The 23,459-nt window shown below is 64.8% G+C and carries 23 protein-coding genes; 13 read left to right on the top strand and 10 right to left on the bottom strand.

Annotated elements, in window-relative coordinates:
• On the bottom strand, positions 1 to 322 hold a 322-nt coding region (locus tag IF809_RS31230; RefSeq protein WP_462839454.1), incomplete at its 3' end, for a pseudouridine synthase.
• 47 nt (positions 323 to 369) lie between these two features.
• On the opposite strand from IF809_RS31230, the gene ftsY reads away from it, so the two are divergent.
• The 3 genes from ftsY (at position 370) to IF809_RS31215 (ending at position 3,333) form a co-directional block, all read left to right on the top strand.
• On the top strand, positions 370 to 1,314 hold the full coding sequence (gene ftsY, locus IF809_RS31225) for a signal recognition particle-docking protein FtsY (protein WP_462839453.1): 945 nt from the start codon (positions 370 to 372) through the stop codon (positions 1,312 to 1,314).
• A gap of 3 nt (positions 1,315 to 1,317) precedes the next feature.
• Positions 1,318 to 1,920, top strand: coding sequence for a septation protein A (locus tag IF809_RS31220; protein ID WP_128963381.1), 603 nt, complete (start codon positions 1,318 to 1,320; stop codon positions 1,918 to 1,920).
• 219 nt (positions 1,921 to 2,139) lie between these two features.
• Complete coding sequence (locus tag IF809_RS31215) at positions 2,140 to 3,333, top strand: hypothetical protein (protein WP_462839452.1); 1,194 nt, start codon at positions 2,140 to 2,142, stop codon at positions 3,331 to 3,333.
• A 34-nt stretch (positions 3,334 to 3,367) separates the two neighbouring features.
• Here the strand turns inward: IF809_RS31215 and IF809_RS31210 are convergent, their stop codons facing one another.
• The 5 genes from IF809_RS31210 to ccmA form a co-directional block, all read right to left on the bottom strand.
• A complete protein-coding gene (locus IF809_RS31210) occupies positions 3,368 to 3,961 on the bottom strand; it encodes a DsbE family thiol:disulfide interchange protein (RefSeq protein WP_462839451.1) in 594 nt (197 codons plus the stop codon).
• The gene (ccmD, locus tag IF809_RS31205; RefSeq protein WP_128963384.1) at positions 3,958 to 4,143 is read right to left on the bottom strand and encodes a heme exporter protein CcmD; all 186 of its coding nucleotides are present in this window, start codon (positions 4,141 to 4,143) and stop codon (positions 3,958 to 3,960) included. Before ccmD ends, IF809_RS31210 begins: the two co-directional genes overlap by 4 nt.
• Positions 4,140 to 4,925: a heme ABC transporter permease gene (locus IF809_RS31200; RefSeq protein ID WP_453981354.1), complete on the bottom strand. Its 786-nt coding sequence runs from the start codon at positions 4,923 to 4,925 to the stop codon at positions 4,140 to 4,142. The genes ccmD and IF809_RS31200 overlap by 4 nt, the downstream gene beginning before the upstream one ends.
• Positions 4,926 to 5,014: 89 nt before the next feature.
• The gene (gene ccmB, locus IF809_RS31195) at positions 5,015 to 5,683 is read right to left on the bottom strand and encodes a heme exporter protein CcmB (RefSeq protein ID WP_128963386.1); all 669 of its coding nucleotides are present in this window, start codon (positions 5,681 to 5,683) and stop codon (positions 5,015 to 5,017) included.
• A 271-nt stretch (positions 5,684 to 5,954) separates the two neighbouring features.
• Complete coding sequence (gene ccmA, locus IF809_RS31190) at positions 5,955 to 6,557, bottom strand: heme ABC exporter ATP-binding protein CcmA (RefSeq protein ID WP_462839456.1); 603 nt, start codon at positions 6,555 to 6,557, stop codon at positions 5,955 to 5,957.
• Between the two features lie 242 nt (positions 6,558 to 6,799).
• Here ccmA and acnA point away from each other — a divergent pair, with 242 nt between their 5' ends.
• The 3 genes from acnA (at position 6,800) to IF809_RS31175 (ending at position 11,452) form a co-directional block, all read left to right on the top strand.
• Positions 6,800 to 9,520: an aconitate hydratase AcnA gene (gene acnA / locus IF809_RS31185; protein WP_462839455.1), complete on the top strand. Its 2,721-nt coding sequence runs from the start codon at positions 6,800 to 6,802 to the stop codon at positions 9,518 to 9,520.
• Between the two features lie 220 nt (positions 9,521 to 9,740).
• Positions 9,741 to 10,517: a DUF1223 domain-containing protein gene (locus IF809_RS31180; protein ID WP_128963387.1), complete on the top strand. Its 777-nt coding sequence runs from the start codon at positions 9,741 to 9,743 to the stop codon at positions 10,515 to 10,517.
• 563 nt (positions 10,518 to 11,080) lie between these two features.
• A complete protein-coding gene (locus IF809_RS31175) occupies positions 11,081 to 11,452 on the top strand; it encodes a DUF2794 domain-containing protein (RefSeq protein ID WP_128963388.1) in 372 nt (123 codons plus the stop codon).
• A gap of 65 nt (positions 11,453 to 11,517) precedes the next feature.
• On the opposite strand, the gene IF809_RS31170 is transcribed toward IF809_RS31175, so the two are convergent.
• The 4 genes from IF809_RS31170 to IF809_RS31155 all read right to left on the bottom strand — a co-directional run bounded on the left by IF809_RS31170 (position 11,518) and on the right by IF809_RS31155 (position 16,630).
• Positions 11,518 to 12,048 (bottom strand): GNAT family N-acetyltransferase, encoded by a 531-nt coding sequence (locus IF809_RS31170; protein ID WP_453994167.1) that lies wholly within the window; start codon positions 12,046 to 12,048, stop codon positions 11,518 to 11,520.
• 217 nt (positions 12,049 to 12,265) lie between these two features.
• Complete coding sequence (locus IF809_RS31165) at positions 12,266 to 13,057, bottom strand: Bax inhibitor-1/YccA family protein (RefSeq protein WP_128963390.1); 792 nt, start codon at positions 13,055 to 13,057, stop codon at positions 12,266 to 12,268.
• A 283-nt stretch (positions 13,058 to 13,340) separates the two neighbouring features.
• Complete coding sequence (locus tag IF809_RS31160) at positions 13,341 to 15,911, bottom strand: ABC transporter permease (RefSeq protein ID WP_462839450.1); 2,571 nt, start codon at positions 15,909 to 15,911, stop codon at positions 13,341 to 13,343.
• The gene (locus tag IF809_RS31155) at positions 15,908 to 16,630 is read right to left on the bottom strand and encodes an ABC transporter ATP-binding protein (RefSeq protein WP_462839449.1); all 723 of its coding nucleotides are present in this window, start codon (positions 16,628 to 16,630) and stop codon (positions 15,908 to 15,910) included. The genes IF809_RS31160 and IF809_RS31155 overlap by 4 nt, the downstream gene beginning before the upstream one ends.
• A gap of 55 nt (positions 16,631 to 16,685) precedes the next feature.
• Here IF809_RS31155 and IF809_RS31150 point away from each other — a divergent pair, with 55 nt between their 5' ends.
• From IF809_RS31150 to sucD, 7 genes are all read left to right on the top strand, one after another.
• Positions 16,686 to 17,321, top strand: coding sequence for an arylesterase (locus tag IF809_RS31150; RefSeq protein WP_164938960.1), 636 nt, complete (start codon positions 16,686 to 16,688; stop codon positions 17,319 to 17,321).
• A 174-nt stretch (positions 17,322 to 17,495) separates the two neighbouring features.
• Positions 17,496 to 18,032: an RNA 2',3'-cyclic phosphodiesterase gene (gene thpR / locus IF809_RS31145; RefSeq protein WP_128963394.1), complete on the top strand. Its 537-nt coding sequence runs from the start codon at positions 17,496 to 17,498 to the stop codon at positions 18,030 to 18,032.
• A 214-nt stretch (positions 18,033 to 18,246) separates the two neighbouring features.
• On the top strand, positions 18,247 to 19,431 hold the full coding sequence (zapE, locus tag IF809_RS31140; RefSeq protein ID WP_128963395.1) for a cell division protein ZapE: 1,185 nt from the start codon (positions 18,247 to 18,249) through the stop codon (positions 19,429 to 19,431).
• 253 nt (positions 19,432 to 19,684) lie between these two features.
• The gene (gene mdh / locus IF809_RS31135; RefSeq protein ID WP_128963396.1) at positions 19,685 to 20,653 is read left to right on the top strand and encodes a malate dehydrogenase; all 969 of its coding nucleotides are present in this window, start codon (positions 19,685 to 19,687) and stop codon (positions 20,651 to 20,653) included.
• 202 nt (positions 20,654 to 20,855) lie between these two features.
• Entirely contained in the window at positions 20,856 to 22,052 is a 1,197-nt protein-coding gene (gene sucC, locus IF809_RS31130; RefSeq protein ID WP_453981359.1) for an ADP-forming succinate--CoA ligase subunit beta, read from the top strand.
• Between the two features lie 4 nt (positions 22,053 to 22,056).
• Positions 22,057 to 22,536, top strand: a complete 480-nt coding sequence (locus tag IF809_RS31125) for a DUF1579 family protein (protein WP_128963398.1) — start codon at positions 22,057 to 22,059, stop codon at positions 22,534 to 22,536.
• Between the two features lie 35 nt (positions 22,537 to 22,571).
• Complete coding sequence (gene sucD / locus IF809_RS31120; protein ID WP_188104566.1) at positions 22,572 to 23,456, top strand: succinate--CoA ligase subunit alpha; 885 nt, start codon at positions 22,572 to 22,574, stop codon at positions 23,454 to 23,456.
• Positions 23,457 to 23,459 lie beyond the last annotated feature (3 nt).

Raw genomic sequence — 23,459 nt, 5'->3', positions numbered from 1 at the left:
CGGCCGGCCCGCCCTCGACCACGGTCCAGTAGGTCTTGCCGATCTTGCCATGTTTGAAGAGAAGGCCGAGCGAAGCGGTGGCCTTGCGATGGCGGCCAAGCACGAGGCAGCCGGAGGTGTCCTTGTCCAGGCGGTGGGCCAGCACCGGCGGCCGCGGCAGGCCGAACCGGAGCGCGTCGAAGGAGTCTTCCAGATTGGGGCCGCCCTTGGGGCCGCGATGCACCGGTAGACCGGCCGGCTTGTTGATGACCAGCATCAAGCCGTCGCGATGGAGCACGCGGCCCAGGATCTCGTCAGCGGTCAATTCGGGAACATCGAGCAATTGCAAGACTTTCGTTTACTTGCCGGAACGGCTAACACACCCCCGCCATGAACGATACCACTGACACCCCCAAGCTGAGCTGGTGGCGCCGCCTGTCCAACGGGCTGAAGCGCACCTCGTCCTCGCTGGGGACCGCGGTCGCCGACCTCGTCACCAAGCGCAAGCTCGACCGCGCCATGCTCGACGACATCGAGGACGTGTTGCTGCGCGCCGACCTCGGTACCTCCGTCGCGGTGCGGATTGCGGACGCGGTCGGCACGGGACGTTATGACAAGGCGATCTCGGCCGACGAGGTCAAGGACGTCGTCGCGACCGAGGTCGAGAAGGTGCTGGCCCCGGTGGCGAAGCCGCTCGAGATCGACACGGCCAGGAAGCCGTTCGTCATCCTCGTGGTCGGCGTCAACGGCTCCGGCAAGACCACCACGATCGGCAAGCTGTCGCAGAAATTCGCCTCCGAAGGCCGCAAGGTGATGCTCGCCGCCGGTGACACGTTTCGCGCTGCCGCGATCGAGCAGCTCAAGGTCTGGGGCGAGCGCACCAAGACGCCTGTTATCGCAGGCGCGCAAGGCTCGGACTCGGCAAGCCTCGCCTTCAATGCACTGACGGCGGCCAAAGAGCAGAACATCGACGTGCTCCTGATCGACACTGCCGGCCGCTTGCAGAACAAGGCCGAGCTGATGAACGAGCTCGAGAAGGTCGTGCGCGTCATCCGCAAGGTGGACGCGACGGCGCCGCATGCGGTGCTACTCGTGCTGGACGCCACCGTCGGCCAGAACGCGCTGTCGCAGGTCGAGGCCTTCCATCGCACCGCGGGAGTCACCGGCCTCGTGATGACCAAGCTCGACGGCACCGCGCGCGGTGGCATCCTGGTGGCGCTCGCGGAGAAATTCAAACTGCCGGTGCATTTCATCGGCGTCGGCGAAGGCGTCGACGATCTTGCGCCGTTCACCGCAGGCGATTTCGCCCGCGCGATCGCCGGTATCGAAAGCTAGAGAATGGACAAGACCCAGCCGCATCCGCTGTTCAAGCTTGCGACCGAGCTCGGTCCGCTGCTCGTGTTCTTCTTCGTCAATGCGAAGTTCAACCTGTTCGCCGCAACCGGCGCCTTCATGGTCGCGATCGTGGCGGCGATGATCGCCTCCTATGTGGTGACGCGCCACATCCCGATCATGGCGATCGTGACAGGCGTGATCGTGCTGGTGTTCGGCACGCTGACGCTGGTGCTGCACGACGAGACCTTCATCAAGGTCAAGCCGACCATCATCTACGGCCTGTTCGCCGCGATTCTCGGCGGCGGCTTGTTGTTCGGCCGTTCCTTCATCGCGGTGATGTTCGACCAGATGTTCAACCTGACGCCGCAGGGCTGGCGGATCCTGACGTTGCGCTGGGCCTTGTTCTTCGCCGGCATGGCGGTGCTGAACGAGGTGGTCTGGCGCACCCAGAGCACCGACTTCTGGGTGAACTTCAAGGTGTTCGGCGTCACGCCGCTGACCATGATCTTCGCCATCGCCCAGATGCCGCTGACCAAGCGCTACGGGGTCGAGCCGGTGTCGCTGGAAACCAGCGAGGCCGAGGCCGGGGATATCAGGAACGGCTGACGCCCGGCTATCGGTTCCCCTCCGGCCAACGCCCGACCAAGCCTATTCACGCTGCCGTGCACTTCGCGCGCCCGCGGGTCGGGTCGGACGGCCGATCCGTTCCCGTCTTCATCGCTCTGTAACCGCATGATGAAATTATTCAGCGCATTATCTTGCCTGAAGGGCCGCAGTCGGTAGCCTTTTCCCGTGAAGAGATGGTGGCACGCCGGAGGACCGGTGGTGAACACAAAACAGGGCCAGACCGCTGAACACCTGATTGAGTACCTCCGGCAGCTCGCCCCGCAGGTCCGCCGCCGCCTGCTCGCCGAACTCGAACGGTTGCATCTGCTCGGCGAGGACATTCCGCATTCCGAGCCCCTGATCGCGGCGCTGCGTGCCGAGTTTCGCAACACCGGCCAGAATCATTATCGCGTCGGAAATCCCTCACGCTATTTCTTCGAGCCGCTCGAGCCGGTGCTGGTGGACAGGGCGCCCGAGCGGGCCAATAGCGGTCAGATCGCCCGTGGATCGCTCGCACCGATCTGGAGCCTCGTGACCGAGCAATTGCTGCGCAGCATGGCCGCCGACTACATCGCCGATGCGAACGATGTCATCGCCGCCGACAAGCAGGCCGAGGCGCGGCAGATGGCCCAGGCGTTCCAAAAGAAGGTGCTGATCTATCTCAACGGCCTGCTCTGCTCGGCCGAGGGTACCGCCTCCATTCGCGATGGCCTGATGGCCTATACCAGCTCGCATGCGACGTTCGACGACCTGAAGAAGATGCTGCGCTACCTCGACATGCAGCGGGAGCTCGAGGATTTTGGCCGTGCGCTCGCGCCGAGGATTGGCCGGCTCGAGGGCGCCAGTCTGGACAAGGTCCTCGGCCTTTTGAGCACGCTGAAGGCCAAGCGCGCCGATGCCGTGCCGTTCGCGCTCACGATCCTCGCAAGGCGTCTGGAGACGCCTTGGGAGCTGCTGTCGGTCGCGACCGTTCCCGCCGACAACCGGGCTGCGGCGCGGATCGCGGCGTCCCCCTTCGCGATTGCGGTGTCGATGGTGCTCGATCAGATCGAGGAGAAGCACCACCTCCTGCTGTTTGCGCTCAGGAACTACCGTCCGGTGCGGGCGAAGGAGATCGTCAGCGAGATCTACGGGATCGAGGACGCGTTGAGAACGCGGATCGAGCTCAAAGGCTCCGGCTGGGGCCATCAGCTGGACGAGCTGATGACGGCCATACAGGCCGCCCTCGACGCCGAGATCAACACGATTCCAAGCGATCACCGGCACCTGACGCACATTCTGGAATCGCCGCGGTTGCGCCCGGACCAATCTTTCGGTCACAAGGTCGGCCATATGTTCGAGAAGGGCTGGGATGTCGTGTCCGGCTTGCTTGCAGGCAACACGGATACGACCCATCGTCGTGACGCTTCGTGAATCTAATCCGCGAAGAAGTTCGTCAGCGCCATGATCAGCTTCCTGCTTTGAGCGCCTTGTCGAGCTCGGGGATGAGCACGGTCTTGAGATTGGCAGGCGTGATCGGGCCCACCAGCTTGTAGACGATGGTGCCTTCGCGGCCGACGACGAAAGTCTCCGGGACGCCATAGACGCCCCATTCGATCGAGGCGCGGCCGTTGGCGTCAGCGCCGACGCGTCCGAACGGGTTGCCGTAGCGGCCGAGAAAGCGCCGCGCGTTGTCGGGCGCATCCTTGTAGTTGATGCCGACGAGCTGGAAGCGCTTGTCCTTGGCGAGCTCCGTCAGCAGCGGCGCTTCGTCGTGGCAAGGCACGCACCAGGAGGCCCAGACATTGACGAGGCTGACTTTGCCCTTGAACGCGGAAGGATCGAGCCCCGGCACTTGTGCGCTGTCGGTCTGCAATCCCTCGAGCGGCGGCAGCGTGATCTGTGGCGCGGGCTTTCCGATCAACGCGGAGGGAATCCGCGAGTGGTCGCCCCCGCCGAGCCCGAACCAGAACAGCACGGCGAGCCCGAGGAAAGCGAGCAGCGGCAGCACCATCAGGAAGGTGCGGCGCTGCGGCGGTGCGGAGGTCGATTGATCCGTCATGGCGTGCCCGTCGCGCTGCGGCCCGAGCGGCGGGTGATGCCGCTGCGCTCCAGCTCGCGCAGACGCTGCGTCTGGTTGCGATGATCGAGCACGATCCAGCCGATCAGGAGCACGACCACGATGGCTGCCGCGACGTAGGACGTCACGATGAAGGGCGCGTAGGGACCGAGCGACATGATCATGCAGCTCCTGTCGATGCGTTTTCCTGGCGCGAACCGGTGCTCATTTCGCTGGAAAACGCCACGCGGCTCGCCTGCATCATCTGCAAGGAGCGCACGCGCCGGCGCAAAATCTCGTTGCGCATGGCGGCCAGATGAAGCGTGACGAACAGCAGCGTGAATGCGACCGCCATCACCAGCAGCGGAATCAGGAACGATTTGTCGAGCGTCGAGCCGCCCATGCGCATCACCGAGGCCGGTTGGTGCAGCGTATTCCACCAGTCGACCGAGAATTTGATGATGGGAAGATTGAGCGCGCCTACCAGCGTCAGCACCGCCGCGGCGCGCGCCGCGCGCGAGGGATCTTCGACCGCGCGCCACAGCGCCATCAGGCCGAGATACATCAGGAACAGGATCAGCACCGAGGTCAGCCGCGCGTCCCATTCCCAATAGGTGCCCCACATCGGCCGGCCCCACAGCGAGCCCGTGAGCAGCGCCAGGAAGGTGAAGGCCGCGCCGATCGGAGCGGCGGCTTTGGCGGCGACGTCGGCGAGCGGATGCCGCCACACCAGCGTGCCCAGCGAGGCGACGCTCATTACGCCCCAGACGAACATCGACAGCCACGCATTGGGCACGTGGATGAACATGATCTTCACGGTCGCGCCCTGCTGATAATCGTCGGGCGCAAGAGCGGACAGATAGAGGCCCGTCGCAAGCAGGATGGCGGTCGCGGCCGCAAGCCACGGCAGCACCCGCGCCGAGAGCGCGAGGAACCTGGTGGGGTTGGCGAGGTCGATCAGCGACATGGTATCCTGATAATCACCGGGGGCTGCTCACGCAATCAGCATGAAAGCGCGCAGCGAAAGTTGATCGGGGTCAAGGCGTCAGACCCATTTCAGTCCAGCCCGTGCTTCAGGCTCGCCGCCGCCGCGAACGGGCCGATCACAAGGCTGACCAGCGACAGCGCGCACAGGATCGAGAACGGCGCGCCGAACGTCATGGGACCGACGATCGCGGCCTGCGAGGCCGCGACGCCGAAGATCAGCACCGGAATCGAGAGCGGCAACACCAGCACGGCCATCAATAATCCGCCGCGATGCAGCGTCACCGCCAGCGCCGCGCCGATCATCCCGGTGAAGGTCAAGGCGGGGGTGCCCGCCAGCAGCGTCAGGGCCACCGCGCCGGTCGCGACCATGTCGAGGTTGAGCAGCAGGCCGAGCACGGGGGTTGCGACGATCAGCGGCAGGCCCGCCGCCAGCCAGTGCGCCAGCGCCTTGGCGGCACAGGCGAGTTCCAGCGGCGTGCGGCTCATGGTGATGAGGTCGAGAGAACCGTCCTCGTGGTCGGCCATGAACAGCCGGTCCAGCGTGAGCAGGCTCGCCAGCAGCGCGCCGAGCCACAGGATCGCCGGCCCCAGCCGCGACAGCAGGGCCAGGTCGGGCCCGACCGCGAACGGCATCAGCACGACGACGGTCAGGAAGAACAACACCCCGATCAGCGCGCCGCCGCCAACGCGGAGCGCGATCCTGATGTCCCGGCGGATCAGCGCGGCGAGGGCGGTCATGGGGTCGCTCCGATGCTGCCGCGGATCGGCACCTCCCGCCGCATGCACACTGCGCTCCCTCCCCCCGTGTGGGGGAGGGTTGGGGAGAGGGGTAGCCCCGGGCGAGATGATCCTTCGAGGCAAGTTACCGGTAGTAAACCGCCCGCCTCCACGACGGAAAAACCGGTAGGCCGCGTCGTGTGGAGCCCCCCTCCCTGACCCTCCCCCACAAGGGGGGAGGGAATGGAGAGAGCGGCGCCCAGCCGCTTGGAAAACTGAGGGTCGCGCCGCCTCACGCCACACCCCCGATACTTAGCTCCCGCGCGTCGAGCCCCAGCGGCCCATGTGTGGCCGCGATGATCATCCCGCCGCGCGCCAGGTGGTCGCGCATCAGGCCGCCGAACATGTCCTGGCCGGCGACGTCGAGCGCGTTGGTCGGCTCGTCCAGCAGCCAGACCGGCCGTCGGACTGTCAGCAGCCGGGCCAGCGACAGGCGGCGGCGCTGGCCGGCTGACAGGAAGCCCGCGGGCAGATGGGTGGCATGGGCTAGCCCGACTTTGGCGAGGCTCTCGGCCGCGTCAGAGCACTCGCCGCCGAGGAAATCAGCCCAGAACGACAGGTTTTCCGCGACCGTGAGGGCCGGCTTCAGGGCGTCGCGATGGCCGAGATAGTGGCACTGCTCCGGCAGCGTCATCTCGGCGTCGCCCCCCTCCAATACGATCGTGCCGCCGGCCGGAACGAGCAGGCCCGCGATCAGCCGCAGCAGCGAGGTCTTGCCGGATCCGTTGCGGCCGATCACCGCCACGGCCTCGCCCGCGACCGCATCGAAATCGAGCCCGGAAAACACCTCGCGGCCGCCCCGCACACAGCCCACCCCGCGTCCGGAAAGCTGCATCTTTCCTTGCATGATCAAGCTCAAAGCCAGGCCTCAGGAAAACTTGGGGTAGCGCATGGGAATTTTTGGCTGGCGGATTGCTGCGGCACGATTGTGGCTGTGGCGGCGCGGTTAGAAAGCTTCTATAAGCCCGGAACTACTTGATGCAGCAACTCAACCTGCCCCTGCAAGCGGCCCAGCCTGATACGCTGACGGTGTTACAATACCCTCTGCCGGGTATATCTAACAATTGGGATTCCTACATGACCTCGCTCGACAGCTTCAAATGCAAAAAGACCCTCAAGGTCGGCGCCAAGACCTATGTCTATTACAGCCTGCCCACGGCCGAGAAGAATGGTCTGAAGGGAATTTCGAAACTTCCCTATTCGATGAAGGTCCTGCTCGAGAACCTGCTCCGCAACGAGGACGGCCGCTCGGTCAAGAAGGAAGACATCGTCGCGGTTTCGAAGTGGCTGCGCAAGAAGTCGCTGGAGCACGAGATCGCCTTCCGCCCCGCGCGCGTGCTGATGCAGGACTTCACCGGCGTGCCGGCGGTGGTCGATCTCGCCGCGATGCGCAACGCGATGCAGAAGCTCGGCGGCGATGCCGAGAAGATCAACCCGCTGGTCCCCGTCGACCTCGTCATCGACCACTCCGTGATCGTGAACTTCTTCGGCGACAACAAGGCTTTCGCCAAGAACGTCACTGAAGAGTACAAGCAGAACCAGGAGCGCTACGAGTTCCTGAAGTGGGGCCAGAAGGCGTTCTCGAACTTCTCCGTCGTGCCGCCCGGCACCGGCATCTGCCATCAGGTCAATCTCGAATATCTCTCCCAGACCGTCTGGACCAAGAAGGAGAAGATGACGGTCGGCAAGAAGACCGGCACCTTCGAGGTTGCGTACCCTGACTCGCTGGTCGGCACCGACTCTCACACCACGATGGTCAACGGTCTCGCCGTGCTCGGCTGGGGCGTCGGCGGCATCGAGGCGGAAGCCTGCATGCTCGGCCAGCCGCTGTCGATGCTGTTGCCCAACGTCGTCGGCTTCAAGCTGAAGGGCGCGATGAAGGAAGGCGTCACCGCCACCGACCTCGTGCTGACCGTCACGCAGATGCTGCGCAAGCTCGGCGTCGTCGGCAAGTTCGTCGAGTTCTTCGGCCCCGGCCTCGACAATCTCTCCGTCGCCGACAAGGCCACCATCGCCAACATGGCGCCGGAGTACGGCGCGACCTGCGGCTTCTTCCCTGTCGATGCCGCCGCGATCGATTATCTCAAGACCTCCGGCCGCGCGGCGCCGCGCGTCGCGCTGGTGCAGGCCTATGCCAAGGCGCAGGGCCTGTTCCGCACGGCCAAGTCGGCCGATCCGGTGTTCACGGAAACGTTGACCCTCGACCTCGCCGACGTCGTGCCGTCGATGGCCGGTCCGAAGCGTCCCGAAGGCCGCATCGCGCTGCCGTCGGTCGCAGAAGGCTTTTCGCTGGCGCTCGGCAGCGAGTACAAGAAGGCCGAAGAGCCCAACAAGCGCTTCCCGGTCGAAGGCAAGAACTTCGATCTCGGCCACGGCGACGTCGTGATCGCCGCCATCACCTCCTGCACCAACACCTCGAACCCGAGCGTGCTGATTGGTGCCGGCCTTCTGGCGCGCAACGCTGCCGCGAAGGGCCTCAAGGCCAAGCCGTGGGTGAAGACCTCGCTGGCTCCGGGCAGCCAGGTCGTCGCGGGCTATCTTGCCGATTCCGGTCTGCAGAAGGATCTCGACAAGGTCGGCTTCAACCTGGTCGGCTTCGGCTGCACCACCTGCATCGGCAATTCCGGTCCGCTGCCGGAGGAGATCTCGAAGTCGATCAACGACAACGGCATCGTCGCCGCCGCCGTGCTGTCAGGCAACCGCAATTTCGAAGGCCGCGTCTCGCCCGACGTGCAGGCGAACTATCTGGCCTCGCCGCCGCTGGTCGTCGCGCACGCGCTCGCCGGCAGCGTCACCAAGAACCTCGCGGTCGAGCCGCTCGGCGAAGGCAAGGACGGCAAGCCGGTCTACCTGAAGGATATCTGGCCGACGACGAAGGAGATCAACGCCTTCATGAAGAAGTTCGTGACCGCGTCGATCTTCAAGAAGAAGTATGCCGACGTGTTCAAGGGCGACACCAACTGGCGCAAGATCAAGACGGTCGAGAGCGAGACCTATCGCTGGAACATGTCTTCGACCTATGTGCAGAACCCGCCCTATTTCGAAGGCATGAAGAAGGAGCCGGAGCCGGTCACCGACATCGTCGAGGCCCGCATCCTCGCCATGTTCGGCGACAAGATCACCACCGACCACATCTCGCCGGCCGGTTCGATCAAGCTCACCTCGCCCGCGGGCAAATATCTCAGCGAGCACCAGGTGCGTCCGGCCGACTTCAATCAGTACGGCACGCGTCGCGGCAATCATGAGGTGATGATGCGCGGCACCTTCGCCAACATCCGCATCAAGAACTTCATGCTGAAGGGCGCTGACGGCAATATCCCTGAGGGTGGTCTCACCAAGCATTGGCCCGACGGCGAGCAGATGTCGATCTACGACGCCGCGATGAAGTACCAGCAGGAAGAGGTGCCGCTGGTGGTGTTCGCCGGCGCCGAATACGGCAACGGCTCCTCGCGCGACTGGGCCGCCAAGGGCACCCGTCTGCTCGGCGTGCGCGCTGTGATCTGCCAGAGCTTCGAGCGCATCCATCGCTCCAACCTGGTCGGTATGGGCGTGCTGCCGCTGACCTTCGAGGAAGGCACCTCCTGGTCATCCCTCGGCCTGAAGGGCGACGAGAAGGTCACGCTGCGTGGCCTCGTCGGCGACCTCAAGCCGCGCCAGAAGCTGACCGCAGAGATCGTGTCCGCCGACGGTTCGTTGCAGCGCGTTTCGCTGCTTTGCCGCATCGATACGGTGGACGAACTCGATTACTACCGGAACGGCGGCATCCTGCACTATGTGCTGCGCAAGCTCGCGGCGTAAGCGCGAATTTGTGAACGGTGGCTCACTGCGACGTGAGTAGAAGGTTAAACGAAGGCGGCCTATCAAAAGGCCGCCTTCGCGCGTTTGCGGCATGCTTCAGATGGGCTCGTCCGGCGGAAATCCCGCATTGGACGGTTGAACGTGCCGCGCCCCGTAAGACTACGGTGACCATCAGGCGATAAGCTTCCTCCCCAACGAATGACGATGTGTGACGTTCGACATGACTGGTATGGCTTCTAATCTCGTTACGCGCTGGTCCGGTGCATTCTGGTCGGGAGCGCTCGGTATCTGTGCCATCGTCGCCATCATCCGTCCCGCCCAGGCAGACCCCCGCGCCGTTGTCGAATTGTTTACCTCGCAGGGCTGCTCGTCCTGCCCGCCCGCCGACAAGATCATCGGTGACCTCGCCAAGGATCCCTCGATCATCGCGCTGAGCATGCCGATCGACTATTGGGATTATCTGGGCTGGAAGGACACGCTGGCGGATTCGCGTTTCTCGGCGCGGCAGCGCGCTTATTCACGGATGCGCGGCGACCGCGAGGTCTATACGCCGCAAGCGGTGGTCAATGGCGCCACGCACGTCATCGGCAGCGATCGTGCCGGCATCGAAAATGCGATCGGCAAGACCGACAAGGGCCTGGGCGTGATGAGCGTTCCCGTCACGATGTCGCTCGCGGGCAAGCAGATCAACGTGTCGGTCGCCGCGAGCAAGGAACCTGCGGTCTCGCATGGCGAGGTCTGGATCTGCTCGATCGCGAAATCGGTGCCGATCGAAATCAGCCGTGGCGAAAACCGCGGACAGCAGATCACCTACCACAACGTCGTGCGCAACCTGCTCAAGGTCGGCGACTGGAACGGCCATCCGGAAAGCTGGACGGTACCGCTCGAGAATCTGACGTCGCGCGACGGCGTCGACGGTGCGGTGGTCTACGTCCAGGACGGCAGCCGCGAAAGACCCGGTGCGATGCTGGGCGCGGCGTACACGTCGCTGCACTGAAGCGCGCGTAGATCATAAGAAATTGGTCTTCGTCATTCCGGGGCGCGCAAAGCGCGAGCCCGGAATCCATCGATCCACTTTCCGAAATGAGAAATGGATTGTCAGGTGCGGCAATTGCGCACCTTGGTTCATGTCCCGGAATCACGACGGAGGGAAACACCCGACAAACAAAAAAGGACCAACTCGCGTTGGCCCTCCTTGTCGCGCGTACAGACCCGATCCTGTTCGACCCCGGGGGGCTGGGGGCTGAGGAATCCGGAACCGAAAGGACCGGGTCAACGCACGCCAGTCTTTTCGCAGTGCAGGGCGGCAGGCGATGGGCGGAAAAGCGGCGATCCTGTGATTCCTGCTAACGATCCCGTGACGGTTTGCCGCTGACAAGTTCCACCGTTGCGTGTGTCGTGATTCGCCAGCTCTCGGCGAGGTGAGCCCCGTGCTCCGGGGGCCGTTCAGGAGCCCCTTGCGGCGGGGAACAGTTGGCGCAATCATACTAATGTCATGGTCCGCGGCTCCGGGGACGGTCTTCGCGGGGGCGGTCATGCGATGCGATGAGGAGACGCCCCATGAGCTTGACGTCGGAGGATGCCGATCCGAGCGAGCAGCGCGCAGTGGCGCGTCCCGTCGCTGCGAATGCTCAGCCGAGCCGGGTGACGTTCAACCGGCTGGAGCTGCACCGAATTCTCAACCTCTATGGCCGGATGGTCGCCGACGGCGAGTGGCGCGATTACGCCATCGATTTCCTGAAAGACCGCGCGGTATTCTCGGTCTATCGCCGCGCCTCCGAAGTGCCGATCTACCGCATCGAGAAGGATCCGCGGCTCGCCCGCAAGCAGGGCATGTACAGCGTGATCTCGGCGACCGGGCTGATCCTGCGCCGTGGCCACGAGCTCGAGCGCGTGCTGCTGGTGATCGACCGGAAACTGGCGGTGGTCTAACCCGACCAACGGTCGTCATTCCGGGCTCGCGACTTCGTCGCGCCCCGGAATGACCAACAGGGAATCTACTTCGCCGGCACCGTCGTCGCGCCCTCGCCGAGCTCGCGCTGCATCATCACTGTATCCAGCCAGCGGCCGAATTTCAGGCCGACATTCGGATGCGTGCCGATCATCTTGAAGCCGCCTCTGGTATGCACGCCGATCGACCCGGCATTGGCGGAATCGCCGATCACGGCGATCATCTGGCGGAAACCGCGCGCCTCGCATTCGCTGATCAGCCGCTCCAGCAGCAACGACCCGATGCCGCGGCGGTGGAAGCTGGGATCAAGGTAGATCGAGTTCTCGACCGTGAACCGATAGGCCGGCCGCGGCCGGTAGGCGCCGGCATAGGCGTAGCCGGCGACTCGGTCATCCAGGATGGCGACGAAATAGGGGTAGCCCCCATCGACCAACGCGCGATAGCGGCGCGTCATCTCGGCAAGATCGGGCGGTTCCAGCTCGAACGTCGCGGTGCCCTCGCGGACGGCCTGCTGATAGATCGCGGTGATGGCGGGAAGGTCGGCCTCGGTCGTGGGCCTGATTTCGGGTGCGGACATGGCAGGCAGGATAGAGCCTTCGTCTGGTTGCTGGAAGAGGCTGTGCCGCCTTCCCCACCCGTCATTGCGATCGAAGCGAAGCAATCCAGAAATGCATCCGCGGAGGGACTTTGGATTGTCGTCGCAAGAGCTCCTCGCAATGACGGGGAGGGCACGGGCCAAACAAAAACCCCGGCCTTGCGGCCGGGGTTCGTGTCCGTTCTCTCAGGTCTGGCGCTTAGTCGCGCTGGCCGAGAAGCTGCAGCAGCAGCGTGAACAGGTTGATGAAGTTCAAGTACAGCGACAGTGCGCCGGTGATGGCCGCACGCTCTGCGATGTCACCGCCGGCCGAGGCGTAGCCGTAGATGTAGTCGTTCTTCAGCCGCTGGGTGTCCCAGGCGGTCAGGCCCGCGAACACCAGCACGCCGACCACCGAGACGATGAACTGCAGCGCCGAGCTGGCCAGGAACAGGTTGACCAGGCTCGCGATGATGATGCCGATCAGGCCCATGAACAGGAACGAGCCCATGCCGCTCATGTCACGCTTGGTGGTGTAGCCATAGAGGCTCAGCGCACCGAAGGTCGCCGCGGTGATGAAGAACACCCGGACGATCGAGGTGTGCGTGTACACCAGGAAGATCGAGGACAGCGAGATGCCCATCAGCGCCGAGAACACCCAGAACAGGATCTGGGCGGTCGAGGGTGCCAGACGGTTGATGCCGGCCGAGATCACGAACACCATGGCGAGGGGCGCCAGCATGAACAGATATTTCAGCGGGCTCACGAACATGGCGTAGCCGAACGGCGTCAGGAACAGCTTGCCGACGCGGACAGCTTCCGCGGTCGGAACGTCGGTCACGGCAGCCATGTAGACACCGAGCGCGGCCAGGCCGGTGATGGCAAGGCCAATGCTCATGTAGTTGTAGATGCGCAGCATGTAGGCGCGCAGGCCGGCGTCGACCGTCGCGGCGTCAACACGCCCGGCGGCCCTGCCGAAAGGAGAAGCGTAGTTACGGTTGAGGTCCGACATGGTCGAATTCCCGTTGGTTGGTCCGGTCTGCACGAGGGTCGCCGTGCCGCCGGTTCGTCAAACTCTATCTCGGATACCGATGCCTGCCGACATTAATTTTGGCTAACAATCGGGGCTCCGAACCCACTCGATATGTGGGAAACTAACACATTCGCTGCAACCGTCCACGCGCGGCCGAATGTCGCCCTCGGCGCGCCTTCCTGACGACAGCCTGACAAGCAGATGTGGTTAATCGCGGGAATCGCGCGATTCCGGTCCTCCCGCCGCCATCCGCTACCTTTTGTCACAAATTCCGCAACACCGTGGCGGGCTTTTTGTTCAACGCCAAGAGCGTTCCGGCGAGCCCTAGCCCGACGGTGACGACCAGGGCGGCTGCCACCACGCCGGCCGCGCTTGCAGCCTGCCAGACGAAGGTCAGCGTCATCAGCCGCGTCACGATCATCCAGGCCGCTAAGCTGCCGGCAATCACGCCGAACACCGCGGTGGCGAGCCCGATCAGGAGATATTCGAGCGCATAAGCGCCGAGCAGCCGCAGCCGCGTGGCGCCGAGCGTCTTCAGGATCACCGCATCATAGACCCGGTGGCGATGGCCGGCGGCGAGCGCGCCTCCCAGCACCAGGATCGCCGAGATCAGGGTCACGGCGCTGGCGCCGCGGATGGCGAGCGCGAGGTTGGTCACGACCGAGCCGACCGTCTCCATCACCTCGCGTACCCGCACGCTCGTCACCATCGGATAGGCGTCGGCCACCTGCTTGATGATCTTGCCGTCGCTCGCCGCATCGCCGCCGGCCTCGGTCAGGGTCGCGATGTGGGTGTGCGGCGCGCCCTTGAAGGCGCCCGGCGAGAACACCAGCACGAAATTGATGCCGAGCCCCTGCCAGTCGATGGTCCTGAGATTGCCGATTTTCGCCGGGATGTCGCGGCCGAGCACGTTGACCACGACCTCGTCGCCGAGCTTCAGGCCGAGGCCGTCGGCGATCTTCTTCTCCATCGAGACCAGCGGCGGGCCGGAATAGTCGGCGCTCCACCATTCGCCCTCGACCACCTTGGAGCCTTTCGGCAGCTCGCCGGTGTAGGTTAGGCCGCGGTCGCTCTGCAGCACCCATTCGGAATCGGTGGACGGCTTGAGGTCCTCGGCGCGCACGCCGCGAGCGGCGACGATCCGCCCGCGCAGCATCGGCACGTCCTCGACCTTCGCGCCGGGGGCGACCTGGTGCAGATAATCGTCGAACGCTGTGGCCTGCGTGCTCGGAATGTCGATGAAGTAGAACGAGGGGGCGCGATCGGGCAGCGCGGCGAGGAACTGCCGGCGCAGATTGCCGTCGATCTGGGTGATGGTGACCAGTACGGCGAGACCCAAGCCCAGCGACAGCACGACCGAGGGCGTCAGCGCGCCCGCCCGGTGGATGTTGGCAATCGCCAGCCGCAGCATGGTGAAGCGCGTGCGCGGCAGCCGCCGCGCGATCGCCATCAGCACGGCGGCGACCCCGCGCAGCACGGCGAACACGACGACGGAGGAGACCACGAACACCGCGGCGATGCGCTTGTCGAACGACAACCCGATCACGACAGCCACGAGGAGCACGACAACGACGGCCATGAACACGAGATAGCTCGCGCGGGGGCGGTGCCATTCGGCTGCGACGGTGTCGCGGAACAGCGCGGCGACCGGCACGTCGTGCACGCGTCCGAGCGGCCACAGGCCGAAGGCGAGCGCGGTCAGGAGGCCGTAGACGAAGGACAGCGCGAGCTCGCCCTCATGCACCGCCGGCACCACCGGCAGCGGCAGCAGCTTGCCGAACAGACCGACGATCGCAAACGGCATTGCCGCGCCGAGCGCCAGCCCGATCACCGAGCCAATCGCGGCGAGCAGGATCACCTGCGCGAGATAGATGCCGAACACGTCGCGGCCCGTAGCGCCGACGGCCTTGAACGCCGCGATGACCTCGAGCCGGCGGTCGATATGGCTCTTCACCGCGTTGGCGACACCGACGCCGCCGACCAGGAGCGCAGCGAGGCCGACCAGCGTCAGGAATTGGGTGAAGCGGCCGATGTTGCGCTCGAGCTGCGGCGAGGCGTTCGAGCGGCTGCGCACCTCCCAGCCGGCCTGTGGCGCGACCTCGCGCGCGTCCGCGATGAAAGCCTCGGTGTCGCGGTCGCTGTTGGCGGTGTCAGGCAGCTTCACGCGGTAGACCCAGCGCACCAGGCTGCCGGGCTGGATCAGGCCGGTGGCGCGCAAGGCCGCCTCGCTGATCAAAAAGCGCGGGCCGAAGCCGATGCCGCCGGCGAGCTTGTCGGGCTCGGCCTCGACGCTCGATCGGATCTGGAAGGTCGCAGACCCAATGGTGACGCGGTCGCCGATCTTGAGCGACAGCCGCGCCAACAGCGCCGGATCGGCGGCCGCGCCGAACGCACCGTCGCGCTCCGCGAGCAGGTCGGTGAGCGGCAGCTGCGGCGCCAGCGTCAGCTGCCCGAGCATCGGATAGGTGTCGTCGACCGCCTTCATCTCGACCAGCGCCAGCTTGCCCTCGGCCGAGCGCGCCATGCCGCGCAGAGTGGCCGCCGTCGAGACGGTCCCCCGCGAGCGCAGGAAGGCGACCTCTTCAGGTTTCGCCTCGCGCTGGAACAGCACGAAGGAGATGTCGCCGCCGAGCAGCGTGCGCCCCTCGCGCGCGAGACCATCGGAGAGGCTCGCCGACACCGAGCCGACGCCGGCGATCGCCATCACGCCGAGCGCGATGCAGGCGATGAAGACGTAGAAGCCGCGCAGGCCGCCGCGCAATTCGCGCAACGCATAGCGGAGCGCCAGCGCGACGCCGTTCGGCTTCGCAAACGGTTCGACGGCGACGCTCATGCGTTGGTCGTCTGCGTGTCGATGCGGCCCGAGCGCAGGCGGATCACGCGATCGCAGCGATGCGCGAGCGAGGAATCGTGCGTGACCAGCACCAGCGTCATGCCGCGCTCGGCGTGCTTGGTGAACAAAAGATCGACGATCTGTTTGCCCGTCGTCTCGTCGAGATTGCCGGTCGGCTCGTCGGCAACGAGGATGGCGGGATCGGGCGCCAGCGCGCGCGCGAGCGCGACGCGCTGCTGCTCGCCGCCGGAGAGCTGCGTCGGATAATGATGCAGCCGGTCGCCGAGGCCGACCGATCGCAGCTCTTCGGCCGCGCGCTTGCTCGCGTCGGGATTGCCGGCGAGCTCGAGCGGCACCGCCACGTTCTCGAGCGCCGTCATGGTCGGGATCAGATGGAAGGACTGGAAGACGATGCCGACCTGGCGGCCGCGGAAGCGCGCCAGCGCATCCTCGTCGAGGGCATTGAAAGGCGTGCCCGACACCACCACCTCTCCGCTATCAGGACGCTCCAGCCCCGCCATCACCATCAGCAGCGTGGATTTGCCCGAACCTGACGGGCCGATCAGGCCGATCGTCTCGCCCGAGCCGACGCGCAGGCTGATATCCTTGAGAATGTGAACGCGTGCCGCCCCCGTACCCAGTGAGAGATTGACGTTGGAGATGGCGATGGTGTCCGGCGTCGTGCCGGCGAGGGAAGAGGGTTCGATGCTGATGTCCATGGTCCGGTCATATGGCAAGTCCGCACGCGCGGTCGAGAGGCGTTACGGATTGTTCATGCACATAGCCGTGTTGATGCTCGCTTTGATGACGCTCGCCCGTCCGGCTTGGGCCGAGACGACAAAACCGGTCAAGCTCGTCGTCCTCGGTGATTCCTTGAGCGCGGGTCTTGGTCTTCCGGCCCAGGAGGCGTTCCCGGCCAAGCTTCAAAAAGCCTTGCAGGCCAAGGGTATAGAGGTCGAGATGACCAACGCGGGCGTGTCCGGCGACACCTCGTCCGGCGGGCGGGACCGGCTCGACTGGTCGGTGCCCGACGGAACCGACGGCGTGATCGTCGAGCTCGGCGCCAACGACGCGATGCGCGGCATCGATCCCGACTTGACGCGGGCGGCGCTGACCGACATCGTTCAGCGTCTCAAGGCGCGCAAGATCGCCGTGATGCTGTGTGGCATGCTGGCGCCGCCGAATTTCGGCGCCGATTATGGCGCGCGCTTCAATTCGATTTATCCTGATCTGGCGAAGCAGTTCGACGTGCCGCTCTATCCGTTCTTCCTCGACGGCGTCGCGGCCGACGCCAGGCTCAACCAGGCCGACGGCATTCACCCGACCGCTGAAGGCGTCGACATCGTCGTTGGCAAGATGCTGCCCACCGTGGAGGCATTCATTGGCACCATCAACGAGCATCCGCGTTGAAAAACGGGCAGCGCTAACCCTAACTCCCAGGGTTTTCCCGGGGTGAAGCGCACGCTGCTTCGCAGAGTCACACAACTGCGATAGGAATCAGGGTACCGGTGATTCGTCGCCGGCTCTAATTTGGATATGGTTCTGCTTCGTGGGGCCGTAGCCAAGCATCGGGAGTGCGAAACGATGCCGCGTTTGTTCACTGGTCTGGAAATTCCGGCCGAGATCGGCCAGTCGCTTTCCAACTTACGGGGCGGCCTTCCCGGCGCCCGATGGATCGATCCCGAAAATTATCACGTCACGTTACGTTTCATCGGCGATATCGACGGCGCCTCCGCCAACGAGATCGCATCGATGCTGTTTCGCGTCGACCGCAAGCCGTTCGAGGTCAAGGTGCAGGGGCTGACGAGCTTCGGCGGCCGCAAACCGCGCGCGGTGGTCGCCACCATCGCGCCGAGCAAGCCGCTGATGGAATTGCAGGCCGAGCTCGAACGCATGATGCAGCGGATCGGCCTCGATCCGGAGGGACGCAAATACATCCCGCACGTCACGTTGGCCCGGCTGCACGACGCCTCCGACCGCGACGTCGCCGACTATCTCTCGATCCGCGGCTACTTCCCGAGCAAGGCGTTCACGGCGGAGCGCTTCGTGCTGTTCTCCTCGCGCGCATCGACCGGCGGCGGCCCGTACGTGGTTGAGGACGCCTATGAGCTGTGTGAGTGATCTCTTCTTCACCTCTCCCCGCTCGCAGGGAGATGTCGGATTGCTCTGCAATCCGGGTGAGCGGGTACAGGTCTCACGACGATCTCACGCGTTGAGAGAGGCCCCTCACCCCAACCCTCTGCCCGCAAGAGCGGGGCGAGCGAGAAGAAAGCGCATAGCGCCCCGCACCAATTGACGGCTTGCAATTTCCGCCGGTCTCTGGCGGTAAAGGGCGATGCTCTCCACCCCGAATTCCTCCTTCAGCGATGCATACCAGGCCCAGATCGCGTCCGGCGCGATCGAGCCCGACGCCGCGCAGGCCGAAGTCGCCGAGGCCTATGCCGCGCTCGATCTGCGGCTCGCGAACTATAGCCCCAAGCGCAAGCAGGGCCTGCTCGCCCGCCTCTTCAGCGGCGACAAGGATGAGGCGCCGCACGGGCTCTACATCCACGGCGATGTCGGTCGCGGCAAGACCATGCTGATGGATCTGTTCTTCCATCACTCTGACGTCGAGCACAAGCGCCGCGCGCATTTCCACGAATTCATGGCCGACGTGCACGAGCGCATCTACGATTATCGCCAGAGCATCGCGCGCGGACAGATCCCCGACGGCGACGTCATCGCGCTGACGGCGAACGCGATCTTCGAGGAAAGCTGGCTGCTTTGCTTCGACGAATTCCACGTCACCGACATCGCCGACGCGATGATCCTCGGACGTCTGTTTGCCAAATTGTTCGAGCTCGGCACCGTCGTGGTCGCGACCTCCAACGTCGCGCCTGACGATCTCTACAAGGGCGGTTTGAACCGCGCGCTGTTCCTGCCCTTCATCAAGCAGATCACCGAGCACATGGACGTCTCGCGCCTCGATGCGCGCACCGACTTCCGGCTGGAAAAGCTGCAGGGCGTCCCGATGTGGCTGACACCGGCGGACGGCGATGCCGACGCCGCGCTCGACCGTGCCTGGGCGAAGATGACCGGCAACGCCAAATGCAAGTCGCACGACATCCAGATCAAGGGCCGCACCCTGCACGTGCCGTGCGCGGCCCATGGCGTGGCGCGGTTTGCGTTTGCCGATCTCTGCGAGAAGCCGCTCGGTGCATCCGACTACCTCAGGCTGGCGCACGACTATCACACCATCCTGGTCGACCATATTCCAGTGATGGACTTCTCCCGGCGCAACGCGGCCAAGCGCTTCATCACGCTGATCGACACGCTCTATGACAATGCCGTGAAGCTGATGGCCTCCGCGGACGCCAACCCGATCTCGCTCTATCTCGCCACCGAGGGCGTTGAGGCCATGGAGTTCAAGCGGACCGCCTCGCGCCTGATCGAGATGAGCTCGGAATCGTATTTGGCGCTGCCTCACGGCCGCAAGGATTCCACCGCCAGCGGCTCCACCAAGGGGTTGGTGGAGACTTAAGTCCTATTTGCCAGCGCTGTCATTCCGGGCCGCGTGAAGCGCCAGCCCGACAGCCATCGCGTCTCGAACTCTGCCGGCCGATCGATTCCGGGCCTGCGCCTGTCGGCGCATCCCGGAATGACAGACGGGGTATGCTGGCTGCGATCGCGGCAAGCCCGACAAATGGGCATCCGGCGACTTGAACGGGGGAGGCGAAAGGGATAACCACCCGTCTCAGTTTTCCCCTCCTTACGTGTCTAAAGGACAGGTTCACATGGCGCGCGACAAGATTGCTTTGATTGGCTCCGGTCAAATCGGCGGAACGCTGGCTCACCTCATCGGCCTCAAAGAACTGGGCGACGTCGTGATGTTCGACATCGCCGAAGGCGTGCCGCAGGGCAAGGCGCTCGACATCGCGCAGTCCTCGCCGGTCGACGGTTTCGACGCGAACTACACCGGCGCCAACTCCTACGAGGCGCTCGACAACGCCAAGGTCTGCATCGTCACCGCCGGCGTGCCGCGCAAGCCCGGCATGAGCCGCGACGACCTTCTCTCCATCAACCTCAAGGTCATGGAGCAGGTCGGTGCGGGCATCAAGAAGTACGCTCCCGACGCTTTCGTCATCTGCATCACCAACCCGCTCGACGCGATGGTCTGGGCGCTGCAGAAGGCCTCCGGCCTGCCGCACAAGAAGGTCGTCGGCATGGCCGGCGTGCTCGATTCCGCGCGCTTCCGCTACTTCCTGGCCGACGAATTCAACGTCTCCGTCGAGGACGTCACCGCCTTCGTGCTCGGCGGCCATGGCGACACCATGGTGCCGCTGGTGAAGTACTCCACCGTCGCCGGCATCCCGCTGCCCGACCTCGTCAAGATGGGCTGGACCTCGCAGGCGCGTCTCGACGAGATCGTCGACCGCACCCGCAACGGCGGCGCCGAGATCGTCAATCTGCTCAAGACCGGCTCGGCGTTCTACGCTCCGGCCGCTTCGGCCATCGCGATGGCCGAGAGCTATCTGCGCGACAAGAAGCGCGTCCTGCCCTGCGCCGCGTACCTGAACGGCGAATACAGCGTGAAGGACATGTATGTCGGCGTGCCGGTCGTGATCGGCTCCAAGGGCGTCGAGCGTGTCGTCGAGATCGAGCTCGGCGGCAAGGACCGCGAAGCCTTCGACAAGTCGGTCGGCGCGGTGCAGGGCCTGGTCGACGCCTGCAAGAAGATCGCACCCGATCTTCTCGGCCGCTAAGCGCGACAATTCCCCGCCGAAGATCGAAACCCGGTCTTCGGCGGTTTCATTTCCGGACCCCGGCTGACCGGGATGGGGGCCGGATCCGAGATTTCCGATGTGAAAGAATCCGGGTTGCAGTTCCTGTGGTATATGGTATGCCAGCCACAAGACTGAGGTGGGCCTTGAGGGGTCACCGCCCGCGGGTTCAGGGAGCGACCATATGAATATCCATGAATATCAGGCCAAGGCGCTGCTGGGTGAGTTCGGTGTGCCGATCTCCAAGGGCGTTCCGGTCCTTCAAGCGAGCGACGCGGAAGCCGCCGCCAAGGCGCTGCCCGGTCCGGTCTATGTGGTGAAGAGCCAGATCCACGCCGGCGGCCGCGGCAAGGGCAAGTTCAAGGAAGCCTCGGCCGGCGACAAGGGCGGCGTCCGCATCGCCAAGTCGACCGCTGAGGTTGCCGAATTCGCCAAGCAGATGCTGGGCGCGACGCTGGTGACCGTCCAGACCGGCCCCGCCGGCAAGCAGGTCAACCGCCTCTACATCGAGGACGGCTCCGACATCGACAAGGAATTCTATCTCTCGATCCTGGTCGACCGCGAGACCTCGCGCGTTTCCTTCGTCGTCTCGACCGAAGGCGGCGTCAACATCGAGGACGTCGCGCACAACACGCCCGAAAAGATCGTGACCTTCTCGGTCGATCCCGCCACCGGAATCATGGGCCATCACGGCCGTACCGTCGCCAAGGCGCTGAAGCTCTCCGGCGATCTCGCCAAGCAGGCCGAGAAGCTCACCGCGCAGCTCTATGCGGCCTTCGTCGCCAAGGACATGTCGATGCTGGAGATCAACCCGCTGGTCGTGACCAAGCAGGGCCAGCTCCGCGTACTCGACGCCAAGGTGTCGTTCGACGACAACGCGCTGTTCCGTCATCCCGAAGTGGTCGCGCTGCGCGACGAGACCGAGGAAGACGCCAAGGAAATCGAAGCGTCGAAATACGACCTCAACTACGTCACCCTCGACGGCAACATCGGCTGCATGGTCAACGGCGCCGGCCTCGCCATGGCGACGATGGACATCATCAAGCTCTACGGCATGGCGCCGGCGAACTTCCTCGACGTCGGCGGCAGCGCCAGCAAGGAGAAAGTCGCCGCAGCGTTCAAGATCATTACCGCCGATCCCAACGTGAAGGGGATCCTGGTCAACATCTTCGGCGGCATCATGAAGTGCGACGTGATCGCCGAGGGCGTCACGGCCGCCGTGCGCGAGGTCGGCCTCAGCGTGCCGCTGGTGGTTCGCCTCGAAGGCACCAATGTCGAACTCGGCAAGAAGATCATCCGTGAATCCGGCTTGAACGTGGTGCCCGCCGACAATCTCGACGACGCCGCGCAGAAGATCGTGAAGGCCGTCAAGGGAGGCTAAGGCCATGGCCCAGGACCATCTCTCCGCATCATCTCCACTTGCAGAGCATGCGCGTCTCGCCGCGTTCGCCGGCGAATGGAATGGTGAAGAGACGGTCTTTCCGTCGCGCTGGACGGAAGGGGGGCCTGCGACCTCGCATGTGGTCGCGCGCATGGATCTCAATGGATTCTATCTGATCCAGGACACGGTCCAGGTGCGCGAGGGCAAGCAGAGCTTCGCCACCCACGGCATCTTCACCTTCGACCGCGACGACCGGACCTACAAATTGTTCTGGTACGATTCGCTCGGTTACACGCCGCCCTCGCCCGCCTCCGGCGGCTGGGTCGGCAAGACCCTGACGCTGGTGCGCGGCTCGCTCCGCGGCAATGCGCGCCACGTCTACGAGATCATCGACGCCGATTCCTACTCGTTGAAGATCCAGTTCTCGCCGGATGCGGAAGGCTGGGCCGACGTGCTCACCGGCGTCTATCGCCGCATCCACTGACCTCTCACTCCGTTAGTTTCGCGAAAGCAGACCTCATGTCCATCCTGATCGACAAGAACACCAAGGTCATCTGCCAGGGCTTCACCGGCAAGAACGGCACCTTCCATTCCGAGGCTGCGATTGCTTACGGCACCAAGATGGTCGGCGGCACCTCGCCCGGCAAAGGCGGCTCGACCCATCTGAACCTGCCGGTGTTCGACACCGTGCGCGAGGCGCGCGAGAAGACCGGTGCCGATGCGTCGGTGATCTACGTGCCGCCGCCGGGCGCGGCGGATGCAATCTGCGAAGCCATCGACGCCGAGATCCCGCTGATCGTCTGCATCACCGAAGGCATTCCGGTCATCGACATGGTGCGCGTGAAGCGCTCGCTGATCGGCTCCAAGTCGCGTCTGATCGGGCCGAACTGCCCGGGCGTCATGACTGCCGGCGAGTGCAAGATCGGCATCATGCCCGCCAACATCTTCAAGACCGGCTCGGTCGGCATCGTCTCCCGCTCGGGCACGCTGACCTATGAAGCCGTGTTCCAGACCTCGCAGGAGGGCCTCGGCCAGACCACGGCGGTCGGCATCGGCGGCGACCCGGTCAAGGGCACAGAGTTCATCGACGTCCTGGAAATGCTGCTGGCCGACCCCAAGACCGAGTCGATCATCATGATCGGCGAGATCGGCGGTTCCGCCGAGGAGGACGCCGCCCAGTTCCTCAAGGACGAGGCCAAGCGCGGCCGCAAGAAGCCGATGGTCGGCTTCATCGCTGGCGTCACCGCACCTCCCGGCCGCCGCATGGGCCATGCCGGCGCGATCATCTCGGGCGGCAAGGGCGATGCCGGTTCCAAGACCGAGGCGATGAAATCGGCAGGGATTACAGTGTCTCCGTCGCCCGCCCGTCTCGGCCATACGCTTGCCGAAAAGTTGAAAGGCTAATTC

The sequence above is a fragment of the Bradyrhizobium sp. UFLA06-24 genome (assembly GCF_054967145.1).
Note: the sequence above shows the minus strand (reverse complement) of the source record. Positions and strands in the feature narration are given on the sequence as shown.

What these genes read in the sequence shown, in the direction of transcription:
- ftsY (WP_462839453.1), top strand. Translation starts at nt 370, where the DNA reads ATGAACGATACCACTGACACCCCCAAGCTGAGCTGGTGGCGCCGCCTG.
- IF809_RS31220 (WP_128963381.1), top strand. Translation starts at nt 1,318, where the DNA reads ATGGACAAGACCCAGCCGCATCCGCTGTTCAAGCTTGCGACCGAGCTC.
- IF809_RS31210 (WP_462839451.1), bottom strand. Translation starts at nt 3,961, where the DNA reads ATGACGGATCAATCGACCTCCGCACCGCCGCAGCGCCGCACCTTCCTG.
- ccmD (WP_128963384.1), bottom strand. Translation starts at nt 4,143, where the DNA reads ATGATCATGTCGCTCGGTCCCTACGCGCCCTTCATCGTGACGTCCTAC.
- IF809_RS31200 (WP_453981354.1), bottom strand. Translation starts at nt 4,925, where the DNA reads ATGTCGCTGATCGACCTCGCCAACCCCACCAGGTTCCTCGCGCTCTCG.
- ccmB (WP_128963386.1), bottom strand. Translation starts at nt 5,683, where the DNA reads ATGACCGCCCTCGCCGCGCTGATCCGCCGGGACATCAGGATCGCGCTC.
- ccmA (WP_462839456.1), bottom strand. Translation starts at nt 6,557, where the DNA reads ATGCAGCTTTCCGGACGCGGGGTGGGCTGTGTGCGGGGCGGCCGCGAG.
- acnA (WP_462839455.1), top strand. Translation starts at nt 6,800, where the DNA reads ATGACCTCGCTCGACAGCTTCAAATGCAAAAAGACCCTCAAGGTCGGC.
- IF809_RS31180 (WP_128963387.1), top strand. Translation starts at nt 9,741, where the DNA reads ATGACTGGTATGGCTTCTAATCTCGTTACGCGCTGGTCCGGTGCATTC.
- IF809_RS31175 (WP_128963388.1), top strand. Translation starts at nt 11,081, where the DNA reads ATGAGCTTGACGTCGGAGGATGCCGATCCGAGCGAGCAGCGCGCAGTG.
- IF809_RS31170 (WP_453994167.1), bottom strand. Translation starts at nt 12,048, where the DNA reads ATGTCCGCACCCGAAATCAGGCCCACGACCGAGGCCGACCTTCCCGCC.
- IF809_RS31165 (WP_128963390.1), bottom strand. Translation starts at nt 13,057, where the DNA reads ATGTCGGACCTCAACCGTAACTACGCTTCTCCTTTCGGCAGGGCCGCC.
- IF809_RS31160 (WP_462839450.1), bottom strand. Translation starts at nt 15,911, where the DNA reads ATGAGCGTCGCCGTCGAACCGTTTGCGAAGCCGAACGGCGTCGCGCTG.
- IF809_RS31155 (WP_462839449.1), bottom strand. Translation starts at nt 16,630, where the DNA reads ATGGACATCAGCATCGAACCCTCTTCCCTCGCCGGCACGACGCCGGAC.
- IF809_RS31150 (WP_164938960.1), top strand. Translation starts at nt 16,686, where the DNA reads ATGCACATAGCCGTGTTGATGCTCGCTTTGATGACGCTCGCCCGTCCG.
- thpR (WP_128963394.1), top strand. Translation starts at nt 17,496, where the DNA reads ATGCCGCGTTTGTTCACTGGTCTGGAAATTCCGGCCGAGATCGGCCAG.
- zapE (WP_128963395.1), top strand. Translation starts at nt 18,247, where the DNA reads ATGCTCTCCACCCCGAATTCCTCCTTCAGCGATGCATACCAGGCCCAG.
- mdh (WP_128963396.1), top strand. Translation starts at nt 19,685, where the DNA reads ATGGCGCGCGACAAGATTGCTTTGATTGGCTCCGGTCAAATCGGCGGA.
- sucC (WP_453981359.1), top strand. Translation starts at nt 20,856, where the DNA reads ATGAATATCCATGAATATCAGGCCAAGGCGCTGCTGGGTGAGTTCGGT.
- IF809_RS31125 (WP_128963398.1), top strand. Translation starts at nt 22,057, where the DNA reads ATGGCCCAGGACCATCTCTCCGCATCATCTCCACTTGCAGAGCATGCG.
- sucD (WP_188104566.1), top strand. Translation starts at nt 22,572, where the DNA reads ATGTCCATCCTGATCGACAAGAACACCAAGGTCATCTGCCAGGGCTTC.